Source organism: Methylophaga sp. OBS3 (assembly GCF_026319325.1).
Taxonomy (GTDB): domain Bacteria; phylum Pseudomonadota; class Gammaproteobacteria; order Nitrosococcales; family Methylophagaceae; genus Methylophaga.
The window spans coordinates 406446-423567 of sequence record NZ_JAPDMU010000001.1 but is presented as its reverse complement, the minus strand read 5'-3'; the positions used below and the strand labels follow the sequence as shown (position 1 = coordinate 423567).

Sequence of the window (17122 nt, the reverse complement as noted above, 5' to 3'; positions counted from 1 at the left end):
ATGGAAAAATTACAAACACTCTGGGATGCCACCGGCCTGCATCAAATGGAACTGGGTCAAGGCATCATGATTTTGATCGGCATGTTGCTGCTTTACCTTGCCATCAAGAAAAACTTTGAACCTTTGCTGTTAGTGCCAATCGGTTTTGGTGGTGTTTTAGCAAATATCCCTGGCGCAGGATTGGCTGAAGTTGGCGGTATTTTGCATATTTTCTACACCGTTGGTATCGAAAGTGGTGCTTTCCCATTAATCATCTTTATGGGTGTCGGTGCGATGACCGACTTCGGGCCACTTCTTGCTAATCCGAAAACCTTATTCTTAGGTGCTGCAGCACAGTTTGGTATTTTCGCCACGTTAATGGGCGCCGTTTTACTATCGGCGATTGGCATCTTCGATTTCAGTCTGGCTGATGCCGCTGCTATCGGTATTATCGGTGGTGCAGATGGTCCGACATCTATTTATGTTGCTAGTAAATTAGCACCAGATTTACTGGGTGCGATTGCGGTTGCTTCATACTCATACATGGCTTTGGTGCCATTAATTCAGCCGCCGATTATGCGTGCCCTGACTACAGAAAAAGAACGCAAAATCCGTATGCATCAGCAGCGTGAAGTGTCACAGCGCGAGAAGATTATCTTCCCATTGTTGCTATTAATTTTGGTCGCTTTTTTACTGCCAGATGCCGCACCACTATTAGGTATGTTCTGTTTTGGTAATTTGATGAAAGAATGTGCGGTTGTTGATCGTTTAAGCAACACCACGCAAAACTCTTTGATTAATACTGTCACGATTTTCTTGGGTCTGGCTGTTGGCTCTAAGTTAAATGCCGAGTCATTCTTGAACCCAACCACACTTGGTATTTTGTTACTGGGTATGGCGGCCTTCTCAATTGGTACCGCATCAGGCGTTATCATGGCCAAGATCTTAAACAAACTTATCAAAGAACCAATTAACCCATTGATTGGTTCTGCGGGTGTTTCTGCTGTTCCAATGGCAGCACGGGTATCTAATAAGCTAGGTTTAGAAGCTGATAAACATAACTTCTTGCTGATGCACGCAATGGGACCAAACGTCGCTGGCGTTATTGGTTCTGCTGTAGCTGCAGGTATCTTGATTAATTACGCTTCAACCGTAATGTAAGGATGTTCGTGGGTAGCCGGTTTTACTGGCTACCCGCACCCTCTGCCACTCTGGCAGACGCCATCTTGTTACCTACCCCATGAATATCACAGGTATAGCCTGATAAAGAGGCGCGCGATACAATTTGCAGATGCCAGTTATCATCAGACTTTGGCAATTCTTGCCATTTTAAAAAGTAACGCTCCGCTTGTTTCGTCACTTCTGTCGGTGACATTCCCACTTCATAGCGTTTACACACTGTTTCGATACGATCGGTTTCCCATAAATAAAAAAATGGGTAAAGCAGTACCGCGATAATGAGTAACTGCATTAAATTAACAATCAACTTCATAGACGCCCTCCCTAGACTTGGCGATTATGTATTGATTTCACAAGAAAAAACATCGGCTAATTAGCATTTCTTATTTCAAGGTAACGCAATGTCCAACATTACTGAAGTTAAACTCCACACCAGTCCAGTTGCTTTATTTAAAGTGCTTAAGTTTGAAGGCCTCGCCAGTAGTGGTGCTGAAGCCAAACAACTCGTCGCCGATGGTCATGTATTGGTCAATGGTGAAGTCGAAACTCGCAAAGCTCGTAAACTAGTTGCAGGTGATCAAATCCAACTAGGTGATGAGGTTTTACAGCTCGTCGAATAACATATCGTTTTTTAGGTAAGTCGGGATGAAATTACCTAAACCTAAAAGCCAATTTTCGTAAGGCATAATCATGGGCATCTTTGAACGCTACTTAACACTTTGGGTCAGTATAAGCATTGGTTTGGGGCTATCACTAGGCACATTTTTTCCCGAACAATTTCAATTTATCGCCGGTCTTGAGTTTGCCCATGTCAATGTCGTCATTGCCATTTTTATCTGGCTAATGATTTATCCGATGATGGTGCAAGTTGACTTCACAGCCATCAAAGACGTGACAAAAAAACCGCAAGGGATTGTATTAACGCTGGTCATAAATTGGCTTATCAAACCTTTTACGATGGCAGCACTTGGTTGGGTATTTTTTAAAGTCTTTTTTGCTGGCTGGGTCGATCCGCAATCGGCTGATGAATATATTGCAGGCATGATCTTACTGGGCGTTGCGCCCTGCACTGCTATGGTCTTCGTTTGGAGCCAGTTGGTTAAAGGTGATGCCAATTACACTTTGGTTCAGGTCTCACTTAATGATGTGATCATGATCATCGCCTTTGCGCCGATCGCTAGTATCTTGCTTGGGGTTACCGACTTAACAGTGCCTTGGCAAACACTGTTGTTATCGGTACTGCTTTATGTGGTTTTACCTCTGATTGCCGGCATCATCACGCGTCAACGTATTATTCATAAAGCCGGTGAAGCAGCATTACAATCTTTCTTACACCACATTAAACCTTGGTCAATTCTCGGTTTATTAGCAACCGTTGCATTGTTATTTGGGCTGCAAGCCACAACGATTTTGGCGCAGCCGCTCATCATCTTGTTGATTGCTATTCCACTGTTACTACAGACCTATGGTATTTTTGCGCTTGGCTATTTTGCTGCCAAAAAAATGCGCTTACCACACAACATAGCAGCCCCTGCATGCCTGATTGGTACTTCAAACTTTTTTGAAATGGCTGTGGCTGTTGCCATTTCTGTTTTTGGTCTGAACTCTGGCGCTGCATTAGCTACAGTTGTGGGCGTACTTGTTGAGGTACCGGTCATGCTTAGCTTGGTTTATCTCGCCAACCGTACACAACAATGGTTTCCAGACAAAACCACATCTGATTAAGGCAACTCAATGACAATTAAAGTAGGTATTAATGGTTTTGGCCGCATCGGTCGTTTATGTCTTCGTCTAGCTTGGACTTGGCCAGAAATTGAGTTTGTGCAAATCAACGATCCTGCTGGTGATGCTACAACCTTGGCACACCTTTTAAACTTCGACTCGGTACATGGACGCTGGCAACACCAAGCAGGTGCCAAAGATCACAACATCATCATCAATGACAAACTGATAACAGTTAGCAATAACAAATTAATCGAAGACACTGACTGGTCTGCTTGTGACGTAGTCATTGAAGCATCTGGAAAAATGCGTGATACCGACTTATTACAGGCTTACCTGAAACAAGGTGTAAAACGTGTTGTAGTGACAGCCCCCGTCAAACAAGACGGCGTATTAAATGTCGTAATGGGCGTAAACGATGATTTATTTAATGCCGACAAACATAGCATTGTCACAGCCGCTTCGTGTACGACAAATTGTCTTGCCCCTGTCGTTAAAGTGATTCATGAGAAATTGGGTATCAAGCACGGCATGATTACCACCATTCATGATTTAACCAATACCCAATCCATTTTGGATACGCCCCATAAAGATTTACGCCGTGCCCGGATGTCGAGCAATAATCTGATCCCAACCACCACGGGAAGCGCAACGGCCATAACTGAAATATTTCCAGAATTGAAAGGACTGTTGAATGGACACGCGATTCGAGTACCGCTTGCTAATGCATCGCTAACCGATTGTGTTTTTGAAGTGAGCCACCCAACTTCAGCAGATGAGGTTAATTCATTACTTAAAAATGCTGCCGACACTTACCTTAAAGACATTCTCGGTTATGAAGAAAAACCACTCGTATCATCAGATTTTCGTGGTGATCCACGGTCAAGCATTATCGACGCCTTATCGACCATGGTTGTAAATCAAACCCAAGTGAAAGTATTTGCTTGGTATGACAATGAATATGGCTATAGCATGCGAACCATGGAGCTTGCTCGAAAAGTGGGTTTAGCTAGCTAATCACTAGCGAGCACGTCGAAAGGTTAAGTTAATTCTCCGAGCACCTATCACTGGGTGTTCGCCAACTTTTAACGTTAATACTCCGTGATAGTTAAGCCGCTTTTGCCTCCCCCAGACAATGACATCACCATGGCTTAACTCAATATTTTGTTTAGGTGAATTTCGTTGTTTTCCACCAAACTGGAAGGTAACGGGTAAGCCCAGAGAGAAAGACACGATAGGTTGATTAAAATCCAACTCATCCTTGTCTTGATGTAAGCCCATTTTGCTACCGGGTTCGTAACTATTGATTAAACAAGCATCAGGTTGAAAATCTGTAAAACCCGCTAGTGCAGCAGCCTGACTAGCCAGCCTTTTAAATAAAGCAGGCATCATCGGCCAGTGTTTACCAGTTAACGGATCTTGCTGACTATAACGATAACCATTTTTGTCAGTCACCCAACCATAATTACCACAATTACTTATTGCTGCTGACATTGAATAGCCACCTGGCGTTAACATCTTTCTTGGTGGCGCTTGTTGAAAAACTTTTTCTATCTCAGTAATCAGTGCTGAAGCATCGTGCAAGATGAACTGTTTTAGAAGATAAACATCGGCCGCGATTTCGATACATGGCGCATCTTGAGCAAATAAATCACCTGTACTCACTCAGAATTTGGCCTCACGGGCTTGTAAAGCACGTTTGGTTGCTACACCCCAGTAATAACCAGACATCGAGCCAGATTTATGTATCACACGATGACAGGGTACGATGACAGCTAATGGATTTCTTGCACAGGCACTGGCAACGGCTCTAAATGCGCCGGGTTTGCCTATCTGAGCTGCAAGTTCAGAGTAACTCACTTGTTTACCGCATGGGATTTGTCGTAAAGCCTGCCAAACTTGCTGTTGAAAATTACTACCTTGCATATCAAGTGGCAATTCAATGGGTTGGTCGGGGGATTCTATATAGTGAATAACACGCTGAAGATAATCCATTAGTGCATTGTCTTTGGCTGGTTTAGCCTCGGGGAAACGATTTAATAAATCATCAACAAGACTTGCACCTGGTACCGTTAACAGTACCGCACAAATTCCTTGTTTAGATGCCGCAACCAGAACAGGGCCGAGACTACAAAGCCCGATCTGATATTCAATATTATCAGCGTGATCCATAACTGAAATTGTACGCTGTCATTCAGTTATCGTTAAGCCGAAAAACTTGACACTATGCACATAATTCACACAGCCTCTGTAATATACAAAAATAAATACATAAATTAGGGAGAAAACAATGAAGCGATGGGCGCTATTTTTTCTTTTGATTCCAGCACTCAGCAATGCTGGTGCAGTTTCACAACTTGGCGAAGGTGATCCTCTCAAACTTGTCTATGTTGAGATGAAATACCTTTATCAAGCTGGTTTGGAAATTCATCAGCAATACACAGATACCGAAGATCCAATTCAAATGATGCAATGCAAGGGTATGTATGACTTCATCCTGACCCGTGCTCGCTCAATGATTGGAACCGCTGGGCAAATCGAAGATGTAGAGTTACGAGATAAAGTTATTGATGCCAGTTGGCATGCTTACGCTTGTGCGAGTTGTCGAACGCCAGCAACCAGTTGTGATCCTGTTCCTGAAAATCTTGAGTTCATTAAACATGAAATCATCAGCCGTGAACCAACTGAAACAGAAGCTACTGAGTAATTAGCCTTTGCGCTAAATAACAAAATGATTAAAAACTCTTTAGCTTCTCAAGATACACGCCCTTAGAAATCCGGTTTTCTTCAGGCGCGACTTGAGTTGTGTTTTAACACTTAAGCAAAACGTCCGTTTCGATAATCATCAAATGCCTGTTCCAATTGTGCTCTTGTGTTCATGACAAATGGACCGGCGCGTTCTACAGGCTCATTTAATGGTTTGCCAGCAACAACAATATATATGCTGTCTTCTTCGGCACGGATCTGAACACTGTCACCTTCAGCTAAAACTGCCAAACTTCTCTCTGGCACACTCGCTTCACGACTACCAATTTGCACACGGCCTTTAGCAACATACACAAAGCCGTTGTGACTAGCTGGAACCTGTTCATTAAGCACACTGCCAACAGGGGCATTCACCACAAAGTACACAGGTTCGATAAAACTATTATCAATGACACCTTGTGTGCCCTGCTTCGTCTCACCCGCAACAACCCGAATTTGCAAACCATCATCATGAATTTCTTCAGGAATGTCTTTAGCTGGCATCTCTTGATAACGAGGCGCTATCATTTTTTGTGATGCTGGCAAATTGACCCATAACTGAAATCCAGCCAATAGTCCTTGCTCTTGCTCAGGTTTTTCAGAGTGAATGATGCCTTTACCTGCTGTCATCCATTGCACACCACCGGTTTCAATTACACCGGCATTACCGGCACTGTCTTCATGACGCATTTTTCCAGCAAGCATATAAGTAACAGTCTCAAACCCACGATGTGGATGTGGTGGAAAACCGGCAATGTAATCATCAGGATTACTGCTGCCAAACGCATCAAACAACAGGAAAGGATCCAGCATGTCCAATTCGTGAGAGGCGATCAGTCGACGTAAACTTACTCCAGCGCCATCTGAGGTCATTTGACCACGAATCCATTTTTTAACTTCACGTATTTGTGTCATGTCTATCTCCTAACTTACAGGCAAATCAGCTAACAGCTGTTGCCGGTCCTGATTATTGACCCAATCATTCGCATTCACAACGGTGACATCAGTAATGCCTAAAAAACCTAAAACTTGTCGTAAATAACGTGTGGCAAAGTCCATATCACTACCGATAGGCACACCACCTGATGCAGCGACCAACCAAGTTTTATGCGTTTTTAACAAACCTTCAGGGCCATTCTCAGTGTAACGAAATGTTTCTCTTGCTCTTGCGACCAAATCGATCCAAGCTTTAAGTGTGGCCGGAATACTGAAATTATAAACAGGTACACCAATAACGAGTTGGTTAGCACTTTGTAACTCTTGTACCAGCAAATCTGATTGAGACAATGTTTGCTTTTGTGCATCACTGCGCTCTGATGGATCAGTGAAATTGGCATTGACCCATTCTTCATTGATAAAAGGTAAACCTGTCGCAACATCACGCTCTTGAAGTAGTAAGTCACTTTGCTTAGCAAGGTGCTGTGCAATTTCAGTGGCTACCACGCGTGTTAATGAGTCTTGGTAGCGACTACTCGCATTTACTAGTAAAACGGTTGAATTACCCATGATCTAACTCCTATGCAAACGAAATAAATTAATCACGTTGATAAGTTTATCGTTACAAAAAATTATAAAAACCATGATATAAAGAACTTATTGTCCACATTATTAGAACAATAAAATGAATCCAGTCGAAGATATGCAGATTTTTAAGCGGATCGTTGAAGCCGGGAGTATTAGCAAGGCGGCTGATCAATTAGATACCGTCAAATCGGCGGTAAGTCGACGCTTAAAAGAATTAGAGAAGCGACTGAATGTCACGCTGCTGCAACGCACAACCCGTCGCCAAATGCTTACTGAGGCGGGGCAACGTTATTACCAATCATGTTTGCGATTACTTGATGATATTGCTGAAGCAGAAGCCCGAGTCGCTGAAAACAAAAATGAGCTTCAAGGCAGACTACGAATTGCGGTGCCATTAACTTTTGGTCTTGAACATATGGCGCCTGCGTTAATGACCTTTCAACAGCGTCATCCGCAAATTGAACTGGATGTGGATTTTAGTGACAAATTTGTGGATTTAGTGGCGGATGGTTTTGATTTAGCTATCCGCATCAGCCAACAACTCGCTGATTCATCTATGCGCGCCAAACGCCTTTCTCAAAGCCGCATTATTGTTTGTGCTAGCCCTGACTACTTGGCAGAACATGGCTATCCGTCACAACCCGAAGATTTAAATGACGGCCATACCACATTGCATTACCGTAGCCGCCATGAGAGTTGGGCGTTTCAAAAAAATGGCGAATCCATTGAAGTAGCAGTTAACGGTGGCATGCTTGCAAATAATGGTCAGTTTCTCTGCCAAGCAGCCGTTAATGGTCGTGGGATTATTCGATCTCCTGACTTCATTTGTTATCAAGCCATTAATAGTGGTCAATTAGTTAGAGTACTCAATGAATTCCAGACCAATGATACCGTCGGAATCTATGCTGTGACGCCTGGCAGCCGTTATTTACCAAGAAGATGTGAAGTCTTAATTGAGTTTCTACAAGAAACCTTCGCTGACAATAGCCCATGGTTACAATGCTAATGATTTGATACTTGTTAAATTGCCCACAAGCATCAAGTTCAAAAGGAAGCTCGCAGTTACTTTTTTTAAAAATAGTAAAATTTGCGTTATGTCACACTGAAAAAAATTGCCATAAATAAAATTTTCAAAAGCCAAATATTAGCCAAAGCCTTGTCTGCCAATGCTTAACAGGTTAGCGCCTAAACCGCTTGTTTTATCATTTAAAACAGACACTTGAATTTATTAGCAAGTGGGGAGATACTCGTTGATCCGATATTTAGAAGGTTAGAACATCACTTCTGAGCCGGATCTGGCTCTGCCTAGGATGTCGGCAGAGTAACTTTAAAATATGCCTGAATGAGGAGGATTGTCATGAATACGATTCGCCCGACCATTCGCCCAAGCGCAGTTGCCGGTTTGTTTTATCCGGCCAGGGCCACGGAATTGGAAACCTTGCTTAGCCAGCAGTTTGCTTCGCTGCCTCACGCAAGTCATCATTTTCCTAGAGCGTTGATTGTGCCACATGCCGGATATAGCTATGCCGGTAAAGTATTTGCCAAAGCCTATCAGTTACTTCAACACTTTAAAGAGCAGATCCAGCGCGTGATCGTCTTGGGTCCCTCTCATCGTGTGCCTTTTAAAGGTATCGCTATTTCAGCTGCTGATTATTTTGCCACACCACTCGGCAGTGTTGCCGTTGATAAAGCGGCTATCGCTCGCTTATCAGCTCTCGAAGGTGTGCGTTTTTTTGAAAGTGCTCACGAGACCGAACATAGCATCGAAGTGCAATTGCCCTTTTTACAATACGTACTCGACCAATTTGAAATTGTGCCAATTATTACCGGTGATGCCAATACTAGCGCTGTTTCCCAAGCAATACAAACAGCCATGCAAGATGATGCTGACGATACTTTGATTGTCGTCAGTTCAGACCTGAGTCACTACCTTGATTACGAAAGTGCACGACGTATTGATCAATTCACTTCACAAGCCATTATTAGTCTTGATGAAAATGACATTGATGCCTATCACGCGTGTGGTTATGTTGGCATTCGAGGCTTTATTGATTATGCCCGGCAGCAGCATTTAACTGGCAAGGTTTTGAGTTTATGTAACTCTGGCGACACAGCGGGTAAAAAAGACAGCGTGGTAGGTTATGGTGCCTATGTATTTGAATAGTTATAGGTTATGCGAAGTTTAACGCTAGCCGAACAACATCAGTTGAGAGATATCGCGGCTGCGGCAATTGAGTTTGGTCTGCAACATGATCGGCCTCCGCAGCCCGATATCAGTCACTTGCCACCCGCATTACGAGAAGTTGGCGCCTGCTTTGTCACTATCCATAAACGTGGTGAATTGCGTGGCTGTATCGGCACGCTTAATCCTCACCGTTCACTAGCCGAGGATGTAAATAATAATGGCTTCTCGGCTGGCTTTAATGACTACCGTTTTGAACCGCTAACAGCGACTGAATGGGTTCACTGCGAATTACATATTTCTGTTTTAGAAGAACCCCAGCCTTTGTTTGTCAAAGATCAACAGGACTTACTCAACAAACTAACACCCAATGTCGATGGCGTTATTTTTTCTATTGGTGATAAACAAGCCACTTTTCTACCGCACACATGGCAACAGTTACCCAACAAACAAGATTTCGTGACACAACTCAAACGTAAGGCGGGTTTAAGTGAAGACGAATGGCCTGACAATCTTCGGGTTCAGGTCTATCAAACGCAATCGTTTTAATAACCATACAAATCACACGACAAACCCAAAAACCGTTAAACTACGCGCCAATTTTTTGTATTGCAGGTCAAGCACATGAAAGCCCCTCAAGTCGGATTTGTCAGCCTTGGTTGTCCTAAAGCGCTCGTGGATAGCGAACGCATCATTACCAAACTTCGCGCCGAAGGTTACGACATTTCTAACAGTTACGACGACGCAGATTTAGTTGTGGTAAATACCTGTGGTTTTATTGATTCGGCTGTCGAAGAGTCATTAAATAGTATCGGCGAAGCCATTGCCAAAAATGGCAAAGTTATTGTTACAGGTTGCTTGGGTAGCCGCGATAACAGTATTCGAGAAAAACACCCGCAAGTTCTAGAAATCACAGGCGCTCATGCCCTTGAGGAAGTTGTCGGCGCAGTTCACAAACACTTGCCACAACCACACGATCCTTTCACCAGTTTAGTGCCACCAGAAGGCATCAAGCTAACACCTCGTCACTATGCCTATCTGAAAATTTCAGAAGGCTGTAATCACCGTTGTACTTTCTGCATCATTCCCTCAATGCGTGGTGATTTGGTCAGTCGTCCAGTTAACCAAGTCGTTGCTGAAGCTAAACGTTTGGCTGATGCGGGTGTAAAAGAAATTCTTGTTGTTTCGCAAGATACCAGCGCTTACGGAGTCGATGTGAAATACGCGGAATACGAATGGCAAGGACAACAAATTGCTACGCGTTTCACAGAGCTTGCCAAAGCATTAGGTGAATTGGGTGTTTGGGTACGTATGCACTATGTTTACCCCTACCCGCATGTTGATGATGTTATTCCATTGATGGCAGAAGGCAAAATCTTGCCTTACCTTGATATCCCATTCCAACATGCCAGCCCGCGCATTTTAAAACTGATGAAACGCCCAGCGTCATCACAAAATAACCTAGAGCGTATTCAGGCATGGCGGAAAATCTGTCCAGAAATCACGCTGAGAAGTACTTTTATCGTTGGTTTTCCGGGTGAAACAGAAGAAGAGTTTGAAGAATTACTCGACTTCTTAGACGCCGCACAATTAGATAAAGCTGGCGCTTTTAAATACTCACCTGTTGAGGGTGCGGTAGCGAATGAATTGCCAGATCCTGTGCCAGAAAGTGTGAAAGAAGAACGCCTCGCTCGCTTTATGGCTAAGCAAGCAGAAATCAGTGCCAATCGTTTACAAGCCAAGATTGGTAAACGCGATTGGGTCATCATTGATGAAGTTGTTGAAGAAGGTGCTGTAGGCCGAAGCCGTGCAGATGCACCTGATATCGATGGTTTAGTCTTTATTGATAACGCAACACACCTAAAAGTTGGTGATATTGTTGAAGTCGAATTTGAAGACGCTGATGAGCACGATATGTGGGCACATCTAGTCTAAAAAAGATGAATAACCACTGTCTGGCGAATGCCAGACAGTGGTGAAACCATTTAGATAATAACGGTCGTGATGAGATAGCTTGTGTAAGCAATAAATGCAGCTAATAAGATGCTACCCTCAATACGATTGATTCTACCCTGACGTCCTCTAAAGCCATAAGCAAACACAAACAGCAATAACGTTAAACCAGACATCACAGCGACATCACGGCTAAGTACAGAAGGATCAATCGCCATCGGGCTAATTAAGCCAGCGATACCGACCACGGTTAGCGTATTAAACAAGTTTGAGCCAATCACATTACCAATTGCCATATCGTGCTCACCCTTCTTAATAGCCATTAAGGATGAAGCAAGCTCTGGCAATGACGTACCGATAGCCACAATCGTCAAACCAATAATAAGATCACTCACACCCAGTGCGACAGCAATATCAACAGCACCCCACACCAGTAACCGTGAGCTTAGTACTAAGATAATGAGCCCAGTGACTAACCAAAACAGCGCTTTTTTAAGCGGCATATCGTAGGCATCGACCTCGCCCTGCATTTCATCGCCCATGCTGTCGGTTTTGCCACCCATCCCTTGGTAAACACTCCAGCCCATAATGATGAAAAACACGACCATTAAGACCACTGCATCCATTCTTGATAACTGGCCGTCAGCCAATTGAAATGCAGCCAAGGCTGTCACACCAATCAGAATTGGCATTTCTTTACGAAGCACTTGTGAGTGAACAAGAATTGGACTGATGACCGCCGTTAAACCCAATATCAACGCAATATTGGTGATGTTTGAACCATAGGCGTTACCTAATGCAATACCGGGATTACCTTGCATTGATGCTAATGCTGACACCACCATTTCTGGCGCTGAGGTACCGAAACCGATAATCAACATACCGATCAATAACGGTGACATCCCGAAATACTTTGCAGTAACCGCAGCACCCTCGATAAATTTGTCGGCACTCCAGACAAGAAATACTAATCCAACGATTACGGCTGCAAATGCCAAGGTCATTGTTAACTCCGCTGATTAAAAATTATGGCGCCTATTATCATGGCAGACAGTCTAACCGGCAAATCTGATTAGCGCCGACTGTCTAAACGGACATGTCGACGTAATATTCGTTGGTTTTCTTGCTTTACAGTAGGCTGTTTACGCCAAGACCATAATGTCTCACGCGCTTGTTTACTAGAAGTCTGGAGCTCAACAACAGGATGCGGGTAATCTTGTCCCAAAACGACACCATACATCTGCTGCTCCATTGGCGTTAGTTGCCATGGGGAATGAATTAAATCATTTGGTAATGCAGCCAGTTCAGGACACCAACGACGAATAAACTTACCGTCAGGGTCTTGTTCTTCAGATTGTTTCACAGGATTGTAAATACGAATGGTATTGGTTCCCGTCACTCCTGCTTGCATTTGAAACTGTGGGTAATGAATTCCGGGTTCAAAATCGAGAAATAGTCGCGCTAAGTGGTTAACACCGCGTCGCCAATCCAGTAGTAGCTGGTGACAAAGAAAACTCACTAACATCGCTCGCATACGAAAATTAATAAATCCCGTCGCATCAAGACATCGCATACATGCATCAACCAATGGGTAGCCTGTTACACCCTGCTCCCAGCGCAGATAATCTTCTTCAGCCTTTTCTCCCGCTCGCCAGGGAAAGTCGTTATAACCTCGATTCACTGGGCGAAACTCCATTGCACACTCACTTTCAAACTTTTGGATAAAGTGACAATGCCAATGGAGCCTTGAAGACAACGCTGACAATGGACGGCGCCAACCGGGCTTTTGCCAGTCTGCCAGCAAACGGCGATACATCTGTCTGAGACTGATATTGCCCCATGCCAGATAAGGTGACATTCTCGAGCATGCCTCTCGACTTAAAGAGGGACTAGAAATGTGACGATGGTAATTTTGGCCACGCTCTATAAAAAAGTCTTCCAATACTTCCCACGCTGCTTTTTCACCCCCTATTTGCATTTGTGGGTGTGGTAAAAGCCAACTTTCGGCTGGCTTTATCGCTGTTAAGTCAGGCGCGCTGATAAAACGGGCTTGTCTCATCGCTGGCGCAGCCATATCTGCGCGCATTACGCTATGCCAGTGTTTATCCCAGTCATCGCGATCTTTGGCAGCTCGCATCACTGCACCGAGCGGTGTTTCTAACCAACTAATTCGGTTTTGTTCACAAAATCTCGCTAATGTCTTATCTCGTTGAAAAGTATTATCAAGTCCAATTTCCTCATGACTGTATAGTGTATGTATTTGGAATGAATGGTTTAATGTCTCAAATACCGCTAATGCGTCGCCTTTGGCGATATTGATCTGCGTATTAAAGCGTTTCAGACGATGATTCATATCGGAGAGCGATTGCCATACAAAACGCCAATGACGCTCACTGTAGTGCGGATCATCAAGCAGGATTGGTTCAAAGATATACAAAAACAGAATCGGCAAATCTTGCTGACAGGCAGCCGCTAGCGGCGCGTGGTCACTGAGTCTTAAATCTCGCTTAAACCAAACGATATTTATCTGCTGTTTCGCCATTAGCGACCTGGCGGCATGATTGGCCAGTCTGCAGCATCAACTGAATCTAATACGGTATTACCATTATCGCCACGCCATTTGCTGATGAAATGACCATTCGGATCATACTGATCTGTTTGTTTCTGAATATTAAAGTGACGTCCACCACGCGGATCAGCACCAACGCCTGCAATATACTGCCAATTACCCCAATTACTGGCGACATCATAATCAATTAGTTGTTGTTCAAAATAGGCAGCACCAAAGCGCCAATCGAGCTTGAGTTCATGAATAAAACAACTGGCGACTATTTGTCGACCACGATTACTCATGTAGCCGGTTTCGTTGAGTTCATTCATCAATGCATTCACTAATGGATAAGGCGTATTGCCATGACACCAACGTTGATAGCGTTCAGGGTAATAACAAGCTCGGCCTGTTTTGCCTGTAATGCCATGCAAATCAAATAACTTATTTTTATGCTGGTGTGCATACCACTGAAAATACTCTCGCCATAACAACTCAAAATACAGCCAATAAGTTGATTCGTTAGCGACTTTTTCTTGCTCGTAACTTTTTAGTCTTGCAAATAAGGTTCTAACTGACAGGCTGCCTTGGGCTAACCATGGCGAAAACTTGCTGGAATTTTGCCAGCCATCTAATTCATTTCGCGTTTCTTTGTAACTTGCTGGTGCAGCACTATCAAAATAGTTTTTCACCTGTGCTAAGGCGGCTTGTTCTCCACCAGGAAAATGGCTGTTAATGTCATCTAAGGTGAAGTTATCTATGCTAGAAAAGTCATCTGGTGATGCGGGTAAATGCGTGATGGTTGCCAATGGTCTGTTAACGGGAAGTTTCTCAACCAACTTTCGAAACTGGCTAAATGTTTTAGGTAACTCAGGCAGTAAAAAAGGCAGATTTGACTCATCAAAAAGTGTGGCGGAATCTACCTGATAAAAATGGGTATCGGGAAATTGCTGCTTTAGCCGTTGCCAATAGCGATTTTCATAAACGCCGGGATGTTTACTTTGACCAACAATAGAAACTTGATAACGCGCAATCAACTCAGCTATGACTTCATCGGGACGCGATTCAATCACCAATAGTTGCTGACCAGCAGTTTTGAGTTGTGCTGAAAGATCTACAACGGCTTGTTTTAAGAATGTATCTCGTATTTTACCCATCGCTTTTGCATTAAAGCTGTTGGGTCGATACCAATTGGGGTCAAAGCAAAAGACACAAATCAGACGATCGCATTGTTGCATCTGCCAAAGCGCGGGATGATCATGCAAACGCAAATCATTTTGAAACCAGAAAAGTCCGGTCTTCGACATTCACACCCTCGCTCGCTCTTTAGAAAACTATTGCTCAACTAACCAGTAAAAACTATAGCCCGGCACAACTAGCGCATTATCAAACTGTTCTGGACGTTGACCGGTAACAGCATCAACCAATTGATCTGTTTGTGGTGATGACCATTGACTTAGTTCTGACAACTCAAGCATTTGAGGGTTCGCGTCAAAATTACTGACTAACAATACGCGTTCGCTTGGTTTTTGAATGTGGTAGCGCTCAAACACAAATAAATGCGGGTTAGTCACGTCTAATAATTCACGGTTATTAAAGTCAGCAAAAGCCTCTAATTCTTTATGCACTGCAATCATGGTTTTTAACTGACTGAAAATGGCATATTCAACCGTGCCCGAGCTGTGTCTCAACTCGGCTTTTTGCCAATCAATAAATGGTCGGTGAACCCACCGCGAATCATCCATTTTGACGGGATCAGATTTATAACTTTCATCATTGATTGTGCCGATTTCATCACCGTAATAAAGCAATGGCAGACCACCGAAAGACAAGATCAGATTGTGCAGTAATAAGATGACCTTAATTGATTCATCAATGGCTTTCGGATCGTTCTGCTCAATTGCATATTGCAGCCCTACCAATGAAGCCAATGATCCAGATATACGGGTATCACCGGTTTTATCGTTTTGCCCAAAAGGCACGCCCTTGGCATGGGAATCAGCAAATTTTCCAGTGAAGTAATCAATTAAAAAACGACGATGCTGGAACGGTTCATAGCCAGCCTGCTCGATATCGCGATCATCAATGCCTAAACCAATATCATCATGACAACGAATATAATTAAGCCATGTTGCCCGCTCTAACTTCACCGGCAGACTCTTGATACCTTCATTAAGCAACTTGGCATTTTTGGTGGCGACCGCATCCCACATTAACGCCATAAAAGTCGCGTTGTAGGCGATCTCACACTCTTTGGCGATAACCGCATCTTCACCAAAGTATTTGATAACTTCGACGGGTGCCACAATTGCTTCAGCAATGAATAACACACCCGGTGCCGTCACCTGACAACAATCTTTCATTAACTGCAAAATCAGATGGGCTTCACGTTCATTTTGACAGGCACTGCCAATTTTCTTCCATAGAAATGCCACAGCATCCAAACGCAAAATATCAGCGCCTTGATTTGCCCAGAATAAAATCACATCGAGCATTTCAATAAATACCGCAGGATTGCTGTAATTCAGATCCCACTGATACTCATTGAAAACCGTCATTACCCAGCGTTGCATCTGTTCATTCCAGGTAAAATTACCGGGCGCAGTTTCTGGAAATACTTCTGGCATGCTTTGCTCAAACATATCCGGCACATGACGGTTTTCAAAGGTGTAATAATAATCCGGATAAGGCGAATAACCTGCTTTGGCTTTTTCTGCCCACTCATGTTCATCAGACGTGTGATTGAGTACCACATCAAGCACCAACAACATATCACGTTGCCGCATATCGGCAGATAACTCACTTAAGTCATCGAGATTACCGACACGCGGGTCAATTTGCCTAAAATCACTGACCGCATAACCTCCATCACTTTTGCCTTCAGGACAACGCATGATTGGCATGATATGCAGTAAGTTGACGCCTAAATCTTGGAAGTAATGCAAATGCTCGCGCATGCCTTGCAGGTTTTTGGCAAAACCATTGGCATACATGGCCATACCTACCCACTTCTGACTAAGAAACCAGTTATAGTCTTGCTCACGCTCAATATCTAGCTGACGTAATTCCTCAGAGCGATTGATGTATTGCCTTGCCATTGTTTCAACCAGACGTTGCGCTTGCTCAGCAAAGTCAGGCCTTTTGCCATACAGCTTTTCAAACAAGGAATGTATCGCGTAAAAGTTAGCGCCCAGACGGGTATAGAAATACCGTAGATCGACCCGGGAAAATTCCGGCTCAATCTGATTAAGAATGGCATTGAGTAAAGAGTGAGATTGTTGTTCGTACAT

Annotated in this window: 18 protein-coding genes; 9 read left to right on the top strand and 9 right to left on the bottom strand. The window is 43.7% G+C overall.

What is annotated here, in order from left to right; genetic code table 11:
- A complete protein-coding gene (locus tag OMP94_RS02035; RefSeq protein ID WP_266275444.1) occupies nt 1–1140 on the top strand; it encodes a sodium ion-translocating decarboxylase subunit beta in 1140 nt (379 codons plus the stop codon).
- A gap of 22 nt (nt 1141–1162) precedes the next feature.
- Here the strand turns inward: OMP94_RS02035 and OMP94_RS02030 are convergent, their stop codons facing one another.
- Nucleotides 1163–1471, bottom strand: coding sequence for a hypothetical protein (locus tag OMP94_RS02030; protein WP_266275442.1), 309 nt, complete (start codon nt 1469–1471; stop codon nt 1163–1165).
- Between the two features lie 88 nt (nt 1472–1559).
- Between OMP94_RS02030 and OMP94_RS02025 the strand changes: the two genes are divergently transcribed.
- The 3 genes from OMP94_RS02025 to OMP94_RS02015 all read left to right on the top strand — a co-directional run bounded on the left by OMP94_RS02025 (nt 1560) and on the right by OMP94_RS02015 (nt 3897).
- Nucleotides 1560–1778: an RNA-binding S4 domain-containing protein gene (locus OMP94_RS02025; protein ID WP_266275435.1), complete on the top strand. Its 219-nt coding sequence runs from the start codon at nt 1560–1562 to the stop codon at nt 1776–1778.
- Nucleotides 1779–1848: 70 nt separating this feature from the next.
- On the top strand, nt 1849–2883 hold the full coding sequence (gene arsB / locus OMP94_RS02020) for an ACR3 family arsenite efflux transporter (RefSeq protein ID WP_266275432.1): 1035 nt from the start codon (nt 1849–1851) through the stop codon (nt 2881–2883).
- Nucleotides 2884–2892: 9 nt separating this feature from the next.
- The gene (locus OMP94_RS02015; protein WP_266275430.1) at nt 2893–3897 is read left to right on the top strand and encodes an ArsJ-associated glyceraldehyde-3-phosphate dehydrogenase; all 1005 of its coding nucleotides are present in this window, start codon (nt 2893–2895) and stop codon (nt 3895–3897) included.
- A 3-nt stretch (nt 3898–3900) separates the two neighbouring features.
- On the opposite strand, the gene alkB is transcribed toward OMP94_RS02015, so the two are convergent.
- Nucleotides 3901–4545 carry a DNA oxidative demethylase AlkB gene (alkB, locus tag OMP94_RS02010; protein ID WP_266275428.1) on the bottom strand — a complete coding sequence of 215 codons (645 nt, stop codon included), beginning with the start codon at nt 4543–4545 and terminating at the stop codon, nt 3901–3903.
- The gene (locus OMP94_RS02005) at nt 4546–5052 is read right to left on the bottom strand and encodes a methylated-DNA--[protein]-cysteine S-methyltransferase (protein WP_266275426.1); all 507 of its coding nucleotides are present in this window, start codon (nt 5050–5052) and stop codon (nt 4546–4548) included.
- Nucleotides 5053–5170: 118 nt separating this feature from the next.
- Between OMP94_RS02005 and OMP94_RS02000 the strand changes: the two genes are divergently transcribed.
- The gene (locus OMP94_RS02000) at nt 5171–5587 is read left to right on the top strand and encodes a hypothetical protein (protein WP_266275424.1); all 417 of its coding nucleotides are present in this window, start codon (nt 5171–5173) and stop codon (nt 5585–5587) included.
- A gap of 110 nt (nt 5588–5697) precedes the next feature.
- Here the strand turns inward: OMP94_RS02000 and OMP94_RS01995 are convergent, their stop codons facing one another.
- Complete coding sequence (locus OMP94_RS01995; protein WP_266275422.1) at nt 5698–6540, bottom strand: pirin family protein; 843 nt, start codon at nt 6538–6540, stop codon at nt 5698–5700.
- Nucleotides 6541–6549: 9 nt separating this feature from the next.
- Nucleotides 6550–7131 carry an FMN-dependent NADH-azoreductase gene (locus OMP94_RS01990; protein ID WP_266275420.1) on the bottom strand — a complete coding sequence of 194 codons (582 nt, stop codon included), beginning with the start codon at nt 7129–7131 and terminating at the stop codon, nt 6550–6552.
- A 115-nt stretch (nt 7132–7246) separates the two neighbouring features.
- On the opposite strand from OMP94_RS01990, the gene OMP94_RS01985 reads away from it, so the two are divergent.
- The 4 genes from OMP94_RS01985 to rimO all read left to right on the top strand — a co-directional run bounded on the left by OMP94_RS01985 (nt 7247) and on the right by rimO (nt 11266).
- Complete coding sequence (locus OMP94_RS01985; RefSeq protein ID WP_266275418.1) at nt 7247–8155, top strand: LysR family transcriptional regulator; 909 nt, start codon at nt 7247–7249, stop codon at nt 8153–8155.
- 351 nt (nt 8156–8506) lie between these two features.
- A complete protein-coding gene (gene amrB, locus OMP94_RS01980) occupies nt 8507–9313 on the top strand; it encodes an AmmeMemoRadiSam system protein B (protein WP_266275416.1) in 807 nt (268 codons plus the stop codon).
- Between the two features lie 9 nt (nt 9314–9322).
- The gene (gene amrA, locus OMP94_RS01975; protein WP_266275414.1) at nt 9323–9880 is read left to right on the top strand and encodes an AmmeMemoRadiSam system protein A; all 558 of its coding nucleotides are present in this window, start codon (nt 9323–9325) and stop codon (nt 9878–9880) included.
- A gap of 75 nt (nt 9881–9955) precedes the next feature.
- Nucleotides 9956–11266, top strand: coding sequence for a 30S ribosomal protein S12 methylthiotransferase RimO (rimO, locus tag OMP94_RS01970; RefSeq protein ID WP_266275412.1), 1311 nt, complete (start codon nt 9956–9958; stop codon nt 11264–11266).
- Nucleotides 11267–11316: 50 nt separating this feature from the next.
- Here rimO and OMP94_RS01965 read toward each other — a convergent pair whose 3' ends face one another.
- The 4 genes from OMP94_RS01965 to OMP94_RS01950 form a co-directional block, all read right to left on the bottom strand.
- A complete protein-coding gene (locus tag OMP94_RS01965) occupies nt 11317–12288 on the bottom strand; it encodes a calcium/sodium antiporter (RefSeq protein ID WP_266275410.1) in 972 nt (323 codons plus the stop codon).
- Nucleotides 12289–12356: 68 nt separating this feature from the next.
- On the bottom strand, nt 12357–13826 hold the full coding sequence (locus OMP94_RS01960) for a cryptochrome/deoxyribodipyrimidine photo-lyase family protein (RefSeq protein WP_266275408.1): 1470 nt from the start codon (nt 13824–13826) through the stop codon (nt 12357–12359).
- Complete coding sequence (locus tag OMP94_RS01955) at nt 13826–15139, bottom strand: DASH family cryptochrome (protein WP_266275406.1); 1314 nt, start codon at nt 15137–15139, stop codon at nt 13826–13828. The genes OMP94_RS01960 and OMP94_RS01955 overlap by 1 nt, the downstream gene beginning before the upstream one ends.
- A gap of 27 nt (nt 15140–15166) precedes the next feature.
- Nucleotides 15167–17122 carry an alpha-amylase family glycosyl hydrolase gene (locus tag OMP94_RS01950; RefSeq protein WP_266275404.1) on the bottom strand — a complete coding sequence of 652 codons (1956 nt, stop codon included), beginning with the start codon at nt 17120–17122 and terminating at the stop codon, nt 15167–15169.